Origin of the sequence: uncultured Parasphingorhabdus sp. (genome assembly GCF_963677535.2) — a bacterium.
Classification (GTDB): domain Bacteria; phylum Pseudomonadota; class Alphaproteobacteria; order Sphingomonadales; family Sphingomonadaceae; genus Parasphingorhabdus.
On sequence record NZ_CAXXUT010000003.1, the window covers coordinates 1280585 to 1296247 of the forward strand.

Consider the following 15663-nt stretch of genomic DNA (forward strand, 5'->3'; position numbering starts at 1 on the left):
CAACTTAGAAATTTGCTTATCCGGTTAAATGCGGTTAGCCGTGACATTATGGCCACTGAATATAGCGAACATATTGAGTCTAAGGACAAACAGCCGCGCACCGCGCGCGGGCTGAGGACCAAGCGCAAGCTGCTAGACGCGGCGGCGCTGGAATTTGGCGAGAAGGGTTTCCACGAAGCCTCGATCACCGGAATCACCCAGCGGGCGGGCACCGCGCTGGGCAGTTTCTACACTTATTTCGATTCGAAGGACGAGCTGTTCAGCGCCCTGGTCAGGGATATGAGCGCGCGGGTGAAGAGCCATGCGGCGGGTGCGATGACCGAGTGGCAGAATGCGCTGGAGCGGGAGAAGCAGGCGCTCGAAGCCTTCATGACCTTCGCGCGCGAGCATAAGGAAATCTATCGAATCATCGATGAGGCCGAGTTTGTCGATCCGGCCAGCTATCGCGCGCATTATGAAGAAACGGCGGCACGGATTTACGAACGGCTGCAGGAAGGCAGCAGCGCCGGAGACTTGCGGGGCGGACTGGAAGAGGCACACGCCTGGGCGATCATGGGGATGAACGTTTTTCTCGGCTTGCGCTATGGGATTTGGTCGGAAGAAAAATCGCCCGGCGAAATTGCCGAGCTGGCCAACAGTCTGCTGGCAGAAGGTATCGCGAAAAAAGGCTAGTCCCTCATATCGGGATGTCCGCACCGGCGAGGGCCTTGCCGCCGCCGGTGCGTTGCTGTTCCATTCGGCCTATTTCGCCATCCAGGCTTCGAGATTCTCGTGGAAGTAGCGAACCCGGCGCTCCTGCCAGGCGAGATAGTCACGCTCGTAGCCGCGGGAGCGCAGACCGCGCTGCTGGACTTCCCAGACCTCGACATCCTGATCGATGCCCGGCCCCATCGAGACCTCTTCCACGGTGCCCTGTACATGGGGCGCCGGCACGGACGTGTCGACCCACTCGGCCATGCTCTGTGAATAATAGCGGTCGGTGCCTTCGGGGAAGAGCGTCATATACCACATGTCGAAATAGCATTTTTGCGGATCGCTCTCGTGCGGCCGCGCGCGCAGCCAGATATTGCCGTCCGGCTTCAGGCTGAACGACAGGTTCGGGAAGATCGTATAATGCCAGTGATCGGTCAGCTGTGAGTCCTGATAGGCGGAGAAGTCGAAACCTTTCTCCGCGCCCAGTTCGCGCTTGGCCTTTTGCAGGGCCAAGCGGATCTCGCCGGTCTTGCCCTGGCGGTAGTCATCCGGATTGAGGCCCCAGAATTCCAGTTCCTCGGCCAGTTGCTCCAATGTTTCCTTTTCGCCGCCGCGAAGGGTCTTGGTCGGTCCGGCACCGGGCATGATCATATGCGCATGGCCTTCCGGATAGAGATCAAATTTGCAGTGATGATGCGAATATTCCATCACGAACTTGGTCTGCGGATGGACGAAGGGCACATGATAGCTTTCGTTGAAATTGTCCTGGATCAGCTTCCAGTTGAAATTGCCCTCGACCGTGACCCAGTGGGTCCGCTTCATCTTGTCCATCGGATAGGTTTCGATCTGCTCGGCAATCGGTCCGAGATATTCGCGCAGCGGCACAGCATTTTCGTCCATGTTGATCCAGATGAACCCGGCCCAGACCGTGCACTGCACGGGCTTGAGATTGAGCTTGCCGCAGGGCGAGCCCTGCAAAAAGTCGGCCTCGTCGGGGACCGCCTTGAGATTGCCGGTAAATTCATAGGCCCAGCCGTGATAGGGGCAGGTCAGTCTCTTGCCCCGGGCATTGCCCTGCTCGCCGGTGACCAGCGGCATGCCGCGGTGCTGGCAGACATTGTAAAAGGCCCGGGTCTCGCCATCCTCGCCGAGGATGCAGACAATGGTTTCCGGCCCGAAATCGGCGGTGATCCAGTCCCCGGCCTTTTGCAGCTGGTCGGCAACCCCGGCAATTTGCCAGGTCTTGGTCCAGATCGTGTCCCATTCCTTGTCGGCCCATTCCTGCGAATAATAGCGGTCAGGCGTAATCGGCGTGTTGCGGAATTCGGGATCGCGCAGCTTCTCGGTCGCGGCCTTCAGCGAGGCGGCGGAGCGGTCTGCAGTGACGACGTCGGACATGGTGCTATCTCCTAAAATATTCCTGTTCTGGGCTTATAATATCATATGCGGGCTATCGGGCGAAATGGGCGTAGGACGGATCCTCTTCGCCGCGGACGCCAAAACTGTAATCGGGCATGTTGGCACGGTCCCAGATGTCGGTCGACGGGCTGATGCTGCTCCAGTCGTAGACTGCCCCGCGATGGGCGAAACGCCACGCCCCGTCGCGGCGCTCGAACCGGTCGAGATAGCGGCCGGCGGCAATCATGAAATTGTCGCTGCCGTCCTCTGCGGGTATTGCGTGATGGGCGATGAAATAGCTTTCGCCATAAGCGGTGTCGCCGTCCAGCCGAATCAGGACATTGCCGATCATATGCTGGGTACGGTGCATGCCTGACAGGACTTCCATCACCCAGGGGGTGAAATCTTTCGCGCTGCCCTTGTAGCTGCCGTGGTCATCGGTCGCATCGGGATGGAACAGCTGGTCGACCAGCCCGGCGTCGCAGCGGTCGATCGCCCGCGCCATGCGATGCACCAGTTCGGCACAGTCCTGCTTGTCGAGCATATCGGAGATGCGTTGTTCGCGCGACGGTGCAAATCGCGGTTCGGATGTGGTCATGGTCCAGTCTCCTTGTCTGTCGGCATGGCGATCCGTCTGCATCGCCATGCCCTTGTTCAAACGCGCGCTAGAAGCGCACAGTGGCCTGCAGGGTTACTGTGCGCGGGAAGGCACCATAGCCGATATTGTCGCTCGGTACCGCCGTCGCAGTGCCAGTGCCCGACCCGGTTGATGGCGCTGAGCCGCCACCGGTGAAGTAGAATTTGTTGGTCAAATTCTTGCCGATCAGGGCGAGCTGCCAGCGGTCGTCCGCAGCGCCAATACGCAGGCCGGCGTCGAGGATGGCGTAAGAGGATTGTCTGGTGCCCGGATCGCCGAAGCTCGAGGAGATATAAGAATCGCTGTAGCGCATATCGACATTGGTGCCGAACTTCAGACCGGCGGATATTTCAGTCTCGTAGGCGACGCCGAGCGTGCCGGTCCAGTCCGGTGCCGCCGATGTTGCAACGCCGCTGAGATCCTGGGAGGGAACACCGCCGACCACCAGCGAACAGCCAGCGGCGATCGACTGGCCGCTGTAACAAGGCGCGATAAAATCCTCATAGCGCGCTTGATTATAGTTCAGATTGCCGCGGACCCGGAGGCCGGGGATTGCATAAGGTGCATATTCCAGCTCCAGCTCGACCCCCTCGCTGCGGGCACTGCCCGCATTATAGGTGATATAGGCAAAGATCGCGCTGTTGAAAAAGTCGACCTGCAGATCGGTATATTTATAATTATAATAGGTCAGATTGGCCTGCAGCTGGTTGTCGGCCAGGTTTGACTTGATGCCAACTTCATAGCCTTTGCCCTTTTCCGGATTGAAGGTGAGGTCGCCGGCCGGATCGGGCGACAGGGCCGAATTGATCGCGCTATTCGAGAAACCGCCCGATTTATAGGCCACGCGATAGGCGCCATAGAGCATGATATCGTCGGTCGGCTTCCAGCGCAGGGTGAAATCGGGGGACCAGTCGTTGAAGGTCTGGTCGCCAAAAATTGTGCCGTTTACCGCTGCGCTTTCGGGCAGGAAGAGCCCCTGCAAGCCGCTATTGACATAAGGCTGGCTGAAGCGGCTTTCCTTGGTTTCGTGGATATAGCGGACACCGCCGGTCGCTTCGAGTGTCGGCGTGATCTGCCACATGACCTGACCATAAGCGGAAAGAGTCTCGCCCTCGGTTTCTGAATCCTTGGAATAAGCGACATAGCGGTTCTGTGCCGATGCGCTGGAATCCTCCAGATTGGCGAACATCACCGCCTGGTAGAAATCGCGCTTGGTGCTTTGGTACAGGCCGCCGATCATCAGGTTCACCGGTGCATCGAAATCGGTCAGCGCGCGTAGTTCCTGGCTGAAGGCGTGATAGGTGGCATTTTCCGTTGCCCAGACGCCGGCGCTCAGAAAGTCGCAGTCGCAGGCGAATTTGTTGTTGTTCCAGTTATAGTTGGTGATCGAGCTGATCGTCACATAATCGAGCGCATATTCGAGCGATCCGGTCGCTGCCCAGCTTTTATATTTATTGTACAGTGCGCCGTCGTCGCGCGCGAACGGATAATCCTGGGCGATATCGACCGGGAAATCATTCTGGTGGGTGATGAAACCGCCGTCACACGGATAATTGGGGGCATTGGTGGTCTGGCCCGTGACGCAATTGGTGGCGACATAGTTCCAGCCATTGCCGACCGTGCGATTATAGCTGCCGGAAACCTTGAGTTTGGCGGTCAGCCGGTCGTCCGGTTCATATTTCAGGGTCACCCGGCCGATCAGCTCGCGTTCCTGCGGGGCTTCCGTTGCTGCCGGCGCGGCAGTGTGCGGATTGGTCGTGCCGGTGGCGACATCGAGCGTCGGATAGTCGATCGTCTGCTGCTGGTTGGTATAATAGCCGCCCCACATGCGCGATCCGCGCACCGCGACCCGGACACCGAGACTGTCGGTCAGGGGCTGCGAAACAATCGCTTCGGCGAACGCCCGTTCGGCAGCGAACTCATAGCCGACCCGGCCGATATATTCCGGATCATAGCCGGGATCCGCAGTGGTCAGCGAAATCACGCCAGCGGTCGCATTTTTGCCGAAGAACAGCGACTGGGGGCCTTTCAGAACCTCGACGCGGGCGAGATCGAAAAAGCCCTCGTTGATGATCCGGCCCTGACCGTAATAGACGCTGTCGACGACGATCGCGACCGACTGTTCGATCCCGATGGAAGTGGCGGACGAACCGATGCCGCGCAGGGTCAGCTGCGCCCCGGCCCCGTTGGAGGCGCGGGCGATGGTGAAATTCGGAGTCGCTGCGGCGATTTTCTCCAGGCTCGACAGGTCGCGCTGCTGGATTTCCTCGCTGGTGATTGCTTGGACCGACACCGGAATCGACTGGACCGTTTCCTCGCGGCGGCGGGCGGTCACGACGATCGCCTGCAGCCCGCCGGACTGGTCCCTGATGTCCGCTTCGGACGAATCGGCCGAGTCGACAGCGGCCTGGCTTGAAATAGACGGAGCGAGACCATGACCCGGTTCGATCGCGACGGAGCCGCCCTGCGGCCGGGCACCGGAGGTCTGTCCATGGACCGCCGTCGGCGCCACCAGCATGGCCGCCACAATCGATGTTCCGTAAAGTAAATCTGCACGCAAAGCGGTCTTTGCCATTCCGTTATCCCTCCTAGAAATTTTGTGCGCTTTTGCGCTTTCCGGAAAGCTATCGAACTGCGGATATTTTGCGCCTAGCAAAAATGCCCTAACAAAATAAGGAGCGAGTAAGCATGCAATAAAGAGGCGCTATTATTTGGAGAAATAGTTGTAGCTATTAAAGTTGATAGGAGAGGGGCTGGCTGGCTGCAAGTTGACTGCGGATGTTCCGGCGTCTCCAGGCACCATGGTTGCCCGTCGCGCCGGTGGTTCACCATGTCACAAATGTTTCCCGAACTGACCTCCCGCTCCGGATGCGTCCATTCGCTCGAATTCCCGACTGACCATGCTCCGGCGTGCGTCAATCCTGCACGGAAAATCCTATGCGCGGGAAATGGACAACGACCGCCCCGGTCAACGGATCTTCGCGTCTGATCGCGACATGATGTTCGGACGAGCCGACGAGGATGCCGGTGACCGGGTCGCGTCCGTAATCGTCGGCGGCAACGGTTACTGCCTTGCCTTCGAGCTGCGCGTCGCGAGGCTCGACTGTGCCCGGCAGCGGTTCGGAAGTCCGCGCCAGATGGAGCGAGTCTTCGCGGCTCATGGACGATCGGTCGCCATGGCCAACCGCCTTCACCCGCTGCAGCCAGTGAGGCACATGCGCCACATCCTCGAACAGGCTTGCCGCTGGCGGGAAAGCGGACCGGACGAACCACAGGTTATAATAGCTGTTCGCATCGACCAGTCCCGGGCGATCGCCGGTCAGAAATCTGCGCCCGTCCGCGAGCTGATCGGATAGCAGGGCCATATGTGCCCGGAACTGCGCTTCCATATGGGGAATGGCGGCCTGCATCGCCACCGGATCAAACGGACGTCCGGAAAGCGCGATGCGATCTTTGACAAAGGCATCCGGGACTTTGTCGCCGAGTCCTCCGAAGATGATCGCGACCGCGGCCTGAAACAGCACGCGGTCCGACCATAATGCGTTGGCATAAGCCAGGCCAGAATCGCCCTGCGGAAACAAGGTCGGATCGGGAAAGCGTCGTTCCAGTTCGCGCACGATCAACTGACTGTCGCAATATATGTCTGCGCCGATCTGCATTACCGGAATACGTCGGTATCCGCCGGTCAGCGCCACCAGCTCCGGCTTGGGCATGATGACCGGCTGATCGACTGCTGCCCAGGCCAGCTTCTTGATGCCTAGGCAAACCCGTATCTTTTCGGAAAATGGCGAGCTGTCATACTGATGAAAAAGAATGGCGGTCATTGCGGCTCCTCCGGCGACGTTTCCAGTCGATGACGGAATTGGCAGAAGCGGTCAACGTGATATGGCGTCATTCCATACCCCGTCTCGCCTGATCCGTGAAGGGCATTCCCGCGGACGCATGGAGGTCTTCGGACGAAACGGTACAAGCGAATTGCTTGGCATGCCGGCTATTGGGTCAATGGGGGTTCGGCTTTGCAAGCCGTCGATCTGACCGCGCTCACGGGTTCCTGACCTTGAGGATTGCGGGTAGCAGAAAGTCTTTGAGAAAGGCCCGCTGATCATTGTCTCCATAATCATCGCGAATAAAGAGCAGTGCATGGACATTCTGGATCAGGTCAACGATGCGTTCGTTGGTGAGATCGTTACGCACTAGATCATGTTTTCGGCCTTCCTCCAGCACGGGCGACCAGATCTTCATCATGTTCTTGCGAACGGTATCGGTTCCCCGAAACATGAACTGTTCGACACGATGATTGGTATCTTCTCTCACAATTTCGCTAAACAATTTGTCCTGCCGTCCGGCCGCAACGGATTCGATTGATCCTTCGATCAGGGCGTCTTCAATGGTTTTGAACTGACGAAGCCGCGATTTCACGCCGGCTCCCATCTCGTTCAGACGTTGATTGAGTATATGTTCAATCAGCGTCGGCCGGTCGTCGAACAAACGGTAGAGGGTTTTGCGCGAAATACCCGCTTCATCGGCAATGTCCGCCATGGACGTGCGCTGCGGGCCATATTGCTGGAAGCATCGTATGGCCGCATCGCAAACGGTCTGTTTGGCGGCATTGGTGGTACTGGATTCGGTTTCCGCTTCTGCATCCTTTTCCAACACACTTCCCCTTGTTTCTTCCCGTCTATAGGCCAGCCGGTAAGGATACGTCCAGATCGAGAAATCGCGGTCCGATTACTCGGCGGCTACCGCAAATAGAGGGGACGATACCGATGTCACGCGATCAAAGATGCCGGGAGTGGCCCCCGTTGGCTTGTCTTGTTCATGGGTAATCTGTCCGTTCACCAGCACATAGTCATAACCCCCGGCTCTTGCCTGACGCCGCCAGTCGCCGCCGGGCATGTCATGGACGAGTTCATATTGGCTCATGTCAAAATGAAGCTTGTCGAGGTCATAGACGAGCAGGTCAGCCTTGAACCCTGGCAGCAATGCGCCTCGGTTGCGGATTTTCAGCGACTTTGCACATTTCAGGCTCAGCTGGAAATGCATGTCCTCTAGCGTCATCCGCTTTTCCTCGCGCACCAGCCAGATCAGCAGATCGGTTGCATAATGTGCCAGTCCGAACGCCTTCGTATGGGCTCCTCCGTCGGAACCGCCGCCAACGACACCGGCGTGGGAAAGATATTGCAGTGCCTGTTCCGGTGATGTTGCGGAGATTGGCGGCGACTTCATTTGCAAATCCAGTCGCGAACGCACGCCCAGATCCAGCATGGCAGCAATCACACTCATGTCCATCTGTTCCGCCACCTCGGCAAGTGTTTTGCCGAGAAACGGTTTCAGCGCGGGTTCGTCACCCACCGCTATGACAGTTTGCCCTGCCAGGCCTGCCGCACCGCTCGAGGGGCCGGCTTCGGCATATTGTTGCTCGAACCGCTGGACAAATTCCGAATTGTCGATCAGCCTGAGCACCTGTTCATCGGAATTGCAGGCAACAATTTCGCGGATTGCCGGCAACTGGCCACCCGCAGTGTCCAGTTCCCGTATCCCGCATTCCACCCAGCCGCGATTCAACATGCAGCCCGCGGTGATGTCACAGCCTCCAGCCCGCATTGCATCCAGCCAGTCCAGATCGTGGGACACGATGTCTTCAAGCATGTCATGGGTAAGGAACGTATTGTGGATCACCCTGACCCCGGTGCCTTTCACCATTTCGGCGACCCGCTCAGTGATCGAACGGTCGCCATAATAGACGATTTGCGGGAGCATCTGGATGATGCCTTCTCCACGGTCCGCAAGCGCGCGGCAAATCTCGACTATGGCATCATGATCCATGGAATCCGTCGGCATGCAGGTTCCGTCGATGTCGAGGTGCGAATTTCCCTCGGCACCCATGACCGACATGGAAATACCAATCGCACCGGCATCCATCGCCTCGTTGATCAGCCGATGGATTTCGGACATTTCTTCCGCATTCGGGCTGCGCGTCTTGGCCGCTTCGATGCCCATGACATAAATGAGCAACGGGTTGAGAGGCAAATAAGTCAGGACGTTCACGCCCTTGGCCAGCTTGCGAACATTTTCCAGATATTCCGGAAAAGATTCCCAGTTCCAGGGCAGCGCCGCTTGCTGATGGGCCACGGGTATTTGTTCGGTTGTTTCGAGCATGCCCATCAGTCGCTCGCGATCCTTTTCGCGGACAGGAGCGATGCCGAACCCGCAATTGGCGTTGGCGACCGTCGTCACGCCATTGTGAGCAGCGTCGAGGCAATAAGGATCCCAGAACAGGGCCGCGTCATAATGGGTGTGCTGCGTGATATGCCCGGGAGCGACAATCCGGCCTGATGCGTCGATGCGCTTGTTCGCCTCTCTTCGCTTCAGATTTCCGACTTCGATGATCGTGTCACCGACGATCCCCACATCAGCATATGTGCCCGCACCACCAGTGCCATCGACGACAAAACCATTTTCGATGATAGTATCAAATATCTGCATCGCTCTCTCCTTCAGGTCGACCTTTCGACTCACAAACTTGATAAATATGTTGAAATTCCGCCGAATTCTTCAGCGAGGCGGGTATCCAAACATATGATCCAGTTTTGGCACATGACACATATGTCGTAATATGTCACTTGATTATTGACACAAAAAACAAACTATGTATCAAGAGACAGGAAAGGCAGGATCGGGCATAGACCCGACTGCGAAAACAAGGGAGGATGTTATGTCGCGTGCCAATGGCTCGAATTTTCACGCTCGTGGTCGCTTTTTGAAATCTGTGCTGATGGTTAGCAGCGCGTTTATCTTGCCGGGCACAGTGCTGGCGCAGGCCGGTCCGGCCGACAATGCCGACGAGGCTTCCGATATCATCGTGGTGACGGCTACGAAACGCGCCGCCGATATTCAGGATATTGCAGCATCAATTTCACAAATCGGTGGTGATGACCTCGAAATGCGGGGCATTGGCGACATTGAAAACCTGTCCGCGCAAATTCCAAATCTGACCTTCGGGAAATTTGGCGTCAATTCCTTCATCACCTTGCGGGGTATCGGGACGACTGTTGATTCCGGCGTGGCCGAGCCATCGGTCGCCACCTATGTCGACGGTATCTTCCTGCCGCGTTCCACGATGGGGGTCTTGCGCCAGATCGATCTTGAGCGGGTGGAGGTATTGCGGGGGCCGCAAGGAACGCTTTATGGCCGAAACGCAACCGGCGGCGCGATCAATTTCGTGCCGCGTGCGCCGAGCAGAAGTTTCGAAGGCGGGTTTCGTGTTTTTGGTGAAAGCCGCAACGGCTACGGCGGAAGCGCTTATCTCTCGGGACCGCTCGGCGAAAATGTGGCGGTCAGGGTCAGCGGCGGTTTCGAAAAACAGGATGGCTATGTGGAAGTCCTCAACACCGGGCAAGACCTGGGCGAGACCGATATCCACTTCGGACGCCTTGCCGTCCGTATCGAACCATCGAGCAACCTGACGGTGGATATGGCCGTGCAGTTTGAAAAAAGCGATGGTGATGTCGGCTGGCAATCCATATCGACCGCTCCAGTGAATGTTCTGGGCTTGGTTCAGTTGCTGAATGCGCCCCCGACCAGCGCCGGTCTGCCGGTCCCCAATTTTTCCACCGTTCCCAATACCGTGTTCAACGATGGCCGGAACAGCGCTTCGAACCGGACCACCATCGCTTCGATGAAGCTGAACTGGGATATTTCAGACGAGGTGTCGATTCGCAGCACAACGGGTTATGTCGATCATGATGTGAGCACGTATTTCGATGCGGACGGAACCGATTTCTTTTTCGCCGATCTGGTCGATTCCACTCGACCATCGGAATCCTTCAGCCAGGAACTTATGTTCTATGGCGAGAACCAGTGGTTGAGCTGGCTTGTGGGCGGTTTTTATTACGAGGAAGATTTCGGGCTGACTCTGCCTGTCGATTTCAATGCCGCAGCTCTGGGCATCGGGCCTCCCAATGTACGGGTCCCCGTCTTGGCTGGCGACCTGCGAGAGGAAACGACGTCCTATGCCTTGTTCACCGATCTCGAGGTTTCCATTACCGAATCGCTCAAGCTGCTCGCCGGGGCGCGTCTGAACTGGGAGGAAAAGAACTTCACCTTTTTTGGAGCGCCTTCACCGGCTGGCAAGATCGACACCAGCGATTTCCTGCCTAAGCTGGGCCTCCAGTATGAGATCGATAATGACGTGAATTTCTACGTCCAGTGGCAGAAGGGCGTCAAGTCGGGTGGACATCAACTGGCGGCGCCGGACCTGTTCGCTCCCGAGGAACTCAATTCGTTTGAAGGTGGCATAAAGTCGCGGTGGCTGGATGGAATGGTCACCTTCAACGCATCGGCCTTTTTCTATGACTATAAGGACTTGCAGGCGACCATCACCATTCCGCCGACGACAACGCAGATCGAAAGCGGCGATGCCGAAATATTCGGGCTGGAAGCCGAACTGTTCGTCGTGCCTGCCGAAAATATCAAGCTGAACTTCGGTGCATCGTTTCTGGACAGTGAATATACCGATCTGACCTCGGCCGATCAGACCGTGCCGGGATCACCCAATGTCGACCTTTCCGGGGCCGAGCTTATCAGGGCGCCCAAAGTGACATTCAACGCCGGAGCCGAGTGGAATATTCCGGTGCAATCGGAACTTCTCGGAAATATCACCTTTAGGGGCGACCTGTTCTATTCGGACAGCTTCAAGCTTACCTTTTTCGCTTATCCGGAAACGACGCAAAGCGCTTATGCCACGGCAAATCTGTCGGTTACATTGACCGACAGTTCCGACCGGTTCCAGTTGCGCGCCTATGTAAACAACGTCACCGACAAGATTATCCTCAACAATGCCAGCTTCCTGGCAACGAGCGGTTCGTTCATCGCCATTCACAGTGAACCGCGTCATGGCGGCGTTTCGTTTTCCGCCCGTTTCTGACCTCCCGTGCCGATACTGACGGTCGGCAAACCTGAGCGTGGTGGTTGTCCGGCCACCACGCAATTTGCAAAACTCGGACATCGCAGGCATCGTTCCGGAGGGATGCACACCTGTGCAATTGTGGGACTGAAAATTCATGCATCATGAACTGGGCGATATTGATCCGCAATTGAGACGGACGGCCATCATGGCGAAGATTCTCTTTCGCCCCGCGCTATGGCATTTCAGATTGATGCACTGGCTGATGTCCCGGCTGGAGGGAAAAGTGTCGGCGGGTCTCTCGCTGGAGCAACGATGGATCGACCGGTCAGATGGAAGGGGGCGCATCCGGCTATGCGTTTACCGACCGGATACAGCCGCCTCCCAATCCGAACTTCCGGTCATCCTCTACCTGCACGGTGGCGGCTTTGCGATGGGAAATCCTGAAGCGACCGGTTCGGTGATCGCCAGAATGATCGAAACCCGGCCGTGTATTGTGGTGGCGCCGGACTATCGGAAATCGATAGTGGCTCCCTATCCTGCCGCCATCGACGACTGTTTTGACGCTCTATTGTGGATCGACAGCCATCGGAAGCAGCTGCGCGCCGCCGATAATCGGATTGCTGTCGTCGGGCACAGTGCCGGAGGTGGTCTGACGGCAGCCGTCACCTTGCGCGCAAGAGATCGAAAAACGGTCGATATCGCGTTCCAGATGCCGATTTATCCGATGATTGACGACCGGATGAACAATCCGTCGGTCGTCGACAATAATGCGCCGGCATGGAACGAGAAAAGCAACCGCCTGGCCTGGGACATTTATCTGCGGGATCTGCACGATCGACGATGCGCCATTCCCTATGATGCGGCTCCCGCACGGGCGACTGATTTTTCGGGCCTGCCCCCGACCGTCACCTATGTTTCTGAACTCGATCCGTTCAAGGATGAAACATTTGCCTATGTCGACCGGTTGCGCGCCGCCGGCGTGCCGGTAAAATTCCAATATTATCCCGGCGCCTTCCATGGCTCCGAAGTGCTTGCTCCGAAGGCTTCGGTCAGCAAGGCGATGGTAGCGTTTTTTCTCACCGCCTTTGCCGAGGCCATGGACGGGCGGTTTGAAACCTGGGCAACGGAATAGGGCCATTTGTCGGCGAAACCAGCGGTCGTGTGGCGATGACAGGAGAAAGGCCGCGACGAGTGGCATCCGCAACAGCGTCGAACCGGATATCTGGTGCGGCCTGCCGACCCTCTGTAACGCCATTCCCTCCCGGCCCGCCGCCACAGCGAAGGCACCCCTGGTCGCGACGAGTGCCTTGGCCGACGACCCGGGAGGCAGGCATGGTTTCGGAGTATCGGGTTTGCAAAGAGATGTGTGGCTCGGCTGCATTGGCAGATGCACTACGGAAACATCGAACTGGAACGGACGCCGATCACTTTTGAATCAAGCATAGGCGGCGTACGCACGAGCATGAATCGCCTCGATCTGCCGGCAAGCCTTCAGCGCTTAGTGTAAATCCTACGTTTGCTGTCTGATGATCAATGGGAAAACGCTTCCAAGTCGTCTCGCATAACCCATTGAAATATGGTGCACCCGAGAGGATTCGAACCTCTGGCCTCTGCCTTCAGAGGTCTAAGCTACCCAGTATAGCGGGGTTTCCCCGAGTTTGAGCCGGTTAAGAAAAGCTAGACTTTCTGAAGGTTTACACTAGAAATCGGTCTCGCCGGGTATCGGCGGGGATTAGCGCAGCGCGCCTAATAGAGTTCCCCGCCGTTTCCCCGAAACGAGAATGGAGATCGGAAATGGCATCAGTAGCGGACGCTGTCGAACACGAAGCGAAGCGGGACACAATTACGGACAAGGCTATAGCCAAGCTGAAAGCGGAGCCGGGGAAACGGCTCGAGTGGGCCGACACTGTCGTCCCCCAGCTCCGGCTCCGGGTAAGCCAGAAGGGCGCGAAACATTGGTCGGTGGTCTATCGCGTGTCCGGTGCTGGCGAGGGAGGTAAGAAAGGCAAAATGCGCCGTATGTCGCTGGGCGACTATCCGCGCGTGACCATCGCCAAGGCCCGTGATGGAGCGCGCGATGCGCTTGACCAAGCAGAGAAGGGCATCGATCCCGCCCACCAGCGCCAAGTCGATGCCGTCGCTCGGAACGAGCGTACCTTCGAGATAATCGCGGAGCGGTTTGTCGAGGAGTACGCCAAGGAGGAGCAGAAGGAATGGAAGTCCACGAAGGCGTATCTCGACAATTATGTCGTGCCGCACTGGCGCGGCCGACAGGTTGAGGAAATAAAGCGATCTGACGTAAATGCTCTGCTGGTGAAGGTTCGTGCACAGGGTATTAAGCGCGCCCGGGAACGGGCAGAAAAGGCGAAGAAGCCGAGGACCGAAGAACGGTATGCGCTCAGCGGCTTGTCTGCTGCGAGGGAGGTCCGAAAGCGTCTGCGGACGCTATTTAATTGGGCTGGCGAAGAAGATTTGGTGATATTTAATCCTGCGGCGGTGATGCCTTCGAAGAAAAAGAAAAAGTCCCTCGCTTACACATCACGCAAGCGGGCGCTATCGCTTGAGGAGCTGCGGCGGGTTTGGGACGCGGCCGAGGAGATCGGCTATCGGTACGGCAGAGTTATCCAGCTCCTGATCCTGACCGGTCAGCGGCGCTCCGAGATAGCCAAGCTTAATACTGACTGGCTCAATAGAGACAAGTGGACGGTCACTGTGCCGCCGCTCCACTATAAAACGAATATCGAGCACACCTATCCGCTCTCGGCCCCGGCCATTGCAATTATCGAGGCGCTACCAAGCTATCAGGCGCTCCCTAAAAAGCTCGACAAGACATATTACCTCTTTCCCACCAACAACGGCGACAGGCCGATTAACGGTTTTTCCAAAGGTCGCGATCAGCTGCATGCGAAGATTGCCGAGTTGGGCGAAAAGGAAGGACTGCCTCCCCTCGATGAATGGCAGGTGCGAGACATTCGCCGTTCTGTTAAGACCGAGATGTCGCGGTTGGGCGTTCCGCATCTGCATTCCGAGCAGGTCCTCGGACACGTCCTGCCGGGTATCGAGAGCGTATACGATGTGCACGACTATCTGGGCGAAAAGAGAGCAGCCCTTGATCTATGGGGCGAACAATGGACCTAGAGCCAGACGCTGCGACACGTTCCCGGGCAACCAAAGCCTATTGGGCATCTGAGGCTCCCTTTGAGGCCAGCCGAAACTCGGCAGATGCGCGGGAACGCATCCGCAATATCAAGTCGCAGGCAGGCATCGAAGGCCTCGAGCCCCGGCTCCGAGAATTGTGGGACTGGCACATTAAGTTTCAGGGCGGTTTTGCCGAGCTACCCTTTGAATTACAGAAGGCCGAGTTCCTGTTTCTGCAAGCGGAAGAAGCAGTGCAGGAGCTGGAGATACCGGCCCCCCATGGTCGCCGGGGATACGACGCCTATCATGCCGCCGGGGTCCCTTTATTAGCGTGGTGGGAAGGGACCGGAAAGCGCGTTACGGCCAATCGCGGCAGGGGAGTGGCGAAGGTGGGCAAAGCGCAACCCCAGCCCAGCGCAGCCGTCGCTTTTTTGGCAGCGGAGTTCGTCCGCATCACGCCAGCGCTAGGCGAGCGGGCGCTCGACGTGGCGTTTAAGGTAGCTCAGCGACACATTCGTAATCGCACGACATTACGGTAATTTCTTCTGGTATCCGCATCGTCGAAAACCCCCCTCAGACGAGATTAAACGTCGATAGAGGAGTTAGAGATGACCCAGCGACAAATACTGTTGACGCTCCCCGAAGTTGCGGAGCGCACCCGGCTGAGCAAGCCGACCATCTACAAATATATTGGTGACGATAATCACGACTTCCCGAAGCAGGTCCGCCTCGGCCCGAACCGAGTTGTTTGGGTGAAGAGCGAGATTGATCGCTGGATCAGGCAGCAGATGAAGAAGCGTCAGACCGAGCAACAAGCCGCCTAATCGGAAATTCCCTTGCCACTTTAAGGGAAAGCCGCCCGCTCCAAGGTCAGGAAGCGAGCGGCGGG

The 15663-nt window shown here is 57.5% G+C and carries 12 protein-coding genes; 6 read left to right on the plus strand and 6 right to left on the minus strand.

All coding sequences use genetic code 11. The annotated features are described in order from the left end of the window. The first annotated feature begins 48 nt into the window (after positions 1-48). The gene (locus ACHZCJ_RS13080) at positions 49-672 is read left to right on the plus strand and encodes a TetR/AcrR family transcriptional regulator (protein WP_321326971.1); all 624 of its coding nucleotides are present in this window, start codon (positions 49-51) and stop codon (positions 670-672) included. A gap of 69 nt (positions 673-741) precedes the next feature. Here ACHZCJ_RS13080 and ACHZCJ_RS13085 read toward each other — a convergent pair whose 3' ends face one another. The 6 genes from ACHZCJ_RS13085 to ACHZCJ_RS13110 form a co-directional block, all read right to left on the minus strand. Further along, positions 742-2091, minus strand: a complete 1350-nt coding sequence (locus ACHZCJ_RS13085; RefSeq protein WP_159647400.1) for an aromatic ring-hydroxylating dioxygenase subunit alpha — start codon at positions 2089-2091, stop codon at positions 742-744. A 52-nt stretch (positions 2092-2143) separates the two neighbouring features. Further along, complete coding sequence (locus ACHZCJ_RS13090) at positions 2144-2689, minus strand: nuclear transport factor 2 family protein (protein WP_321326972.1); 546 nt, start codon at positions 2687-2689, stop codon at positions 2144-2146. Positions 2690-2756: 67 nt separating this feature from the next. Then, on the minus strand, positions 2757-5303 hold the full coding sequence (locus ACHZCJ_RS13095; protein WP_321326973.1) for a TonB-dependent receptor domain-containing protein: 2547 nt from the start codon (positions 5301-5303) through the stop codon (positions 2757-2759). A gap of 340 nt (positions 5304-5643) precedes the next feature. Further along, positions 5644-6552, minus strand: coding sequence for a glutathione S-transferase family protein (locus ACHZCJ_RS13100; protein ID WP_321326974.1), 909 nt, complete (start codon positions 6550-6552; stop codon positions 5644-5646). A gap of 217 nt (positions 6553-6769) precedes the next feature. After that, positions 6770-7381 carry a TetR/AcrR family transcriptional regulator gene (locus ACHZCJ_RS13105; RefSeq protein WP_159647408.1) on the minus strand — a complete coding sequence of 204 codons (612 nt, stop codon included), beginning with the start codon at positions 7379-7381 and terminating at the stop codon, positions 6770-6772. A 75-nt stretch (positions 7382-7456) separates the two neighbouring features. Beyond that, a complete protein-coding gene (locus tag ACHZCJ_RS13110) occupies positions 7457-9214 on the minus strand; it encodes an amidohydrolase family protein (protein WP_321326975.1) in 1758 nt (585 codons plus the stop codon). A gap of 229 nt (positions 9215-9443) precedes the next feature. Here ACHZCJ_RS13110 and ACHZCJ_RS13115 point away from each other — a divergent pair, with 229 nt between their 5' ends. From ACHZCJ_RS13115 to ACHZCJ_RS13135, 5 genes are all read left to right on the plus strand, one after another. Further along, positions 9444-11654, plus strand: a complete 2211-nt coding sequence (locus ACHZCJ_RS13115; protein ID WP_321326976.1) for a TonB-dependent receptor — start codon at positions 9444-9446, stop codon at positions 11652-11654. 136 nt (positions 11655-11790) lie between these two features. Next, a complete protein-coding gene (locus tag ACHZCJ_RS13120; protein WP_321326977.1) occupies positions 11791-12768 on the plus strand; it encodes an alpha/beta hydrolase in 978 nt (325 codons plus the stop codon). Between the two features lie 662 nt (positions 12769-13430). After that, positions 13431-14774 carry an integrase arm-type DNA-binding domain-containing protein gene (locus ACHZCJ_RS13125; protein WP_321326978.1) on the plus strand — a complete coding sequence of 448 codons (1344 nt, stop codon included), beginning with the start codon at positions 13431-13433 and terminating at the stop codon, positions 14772-14774. Next, positions 14765-15313: a hypothetical protein gene (locus ACHZCJ_RS13130; RefSeq protein WP_321326979.1), complete on the plus strand. Its 549-nt coding sequence runs from the start codon at positions 14765-14767 to the stop codon at positions 15311-15313. The genes ACHZCJ_RS13125 and ACHZCJ_RS13130 overlap by 10 nt, the downstream gene beginning before the upstream one ends. Before the next feature lie 69 nt (positions 15314-15382). Next, positions 15383-15598, plus strand: coding sequence for an AlpA family phage regulatory protein (locus tag ACHZCJ_RS13135; RefSeq protein WP_321326980.1), 216 nt, complete (start codon positions 15383-15385; stop codon positions 15596-15598). The last annotated feature ends 65 nt before the right edge of the window (positions 15599-15663 follow it).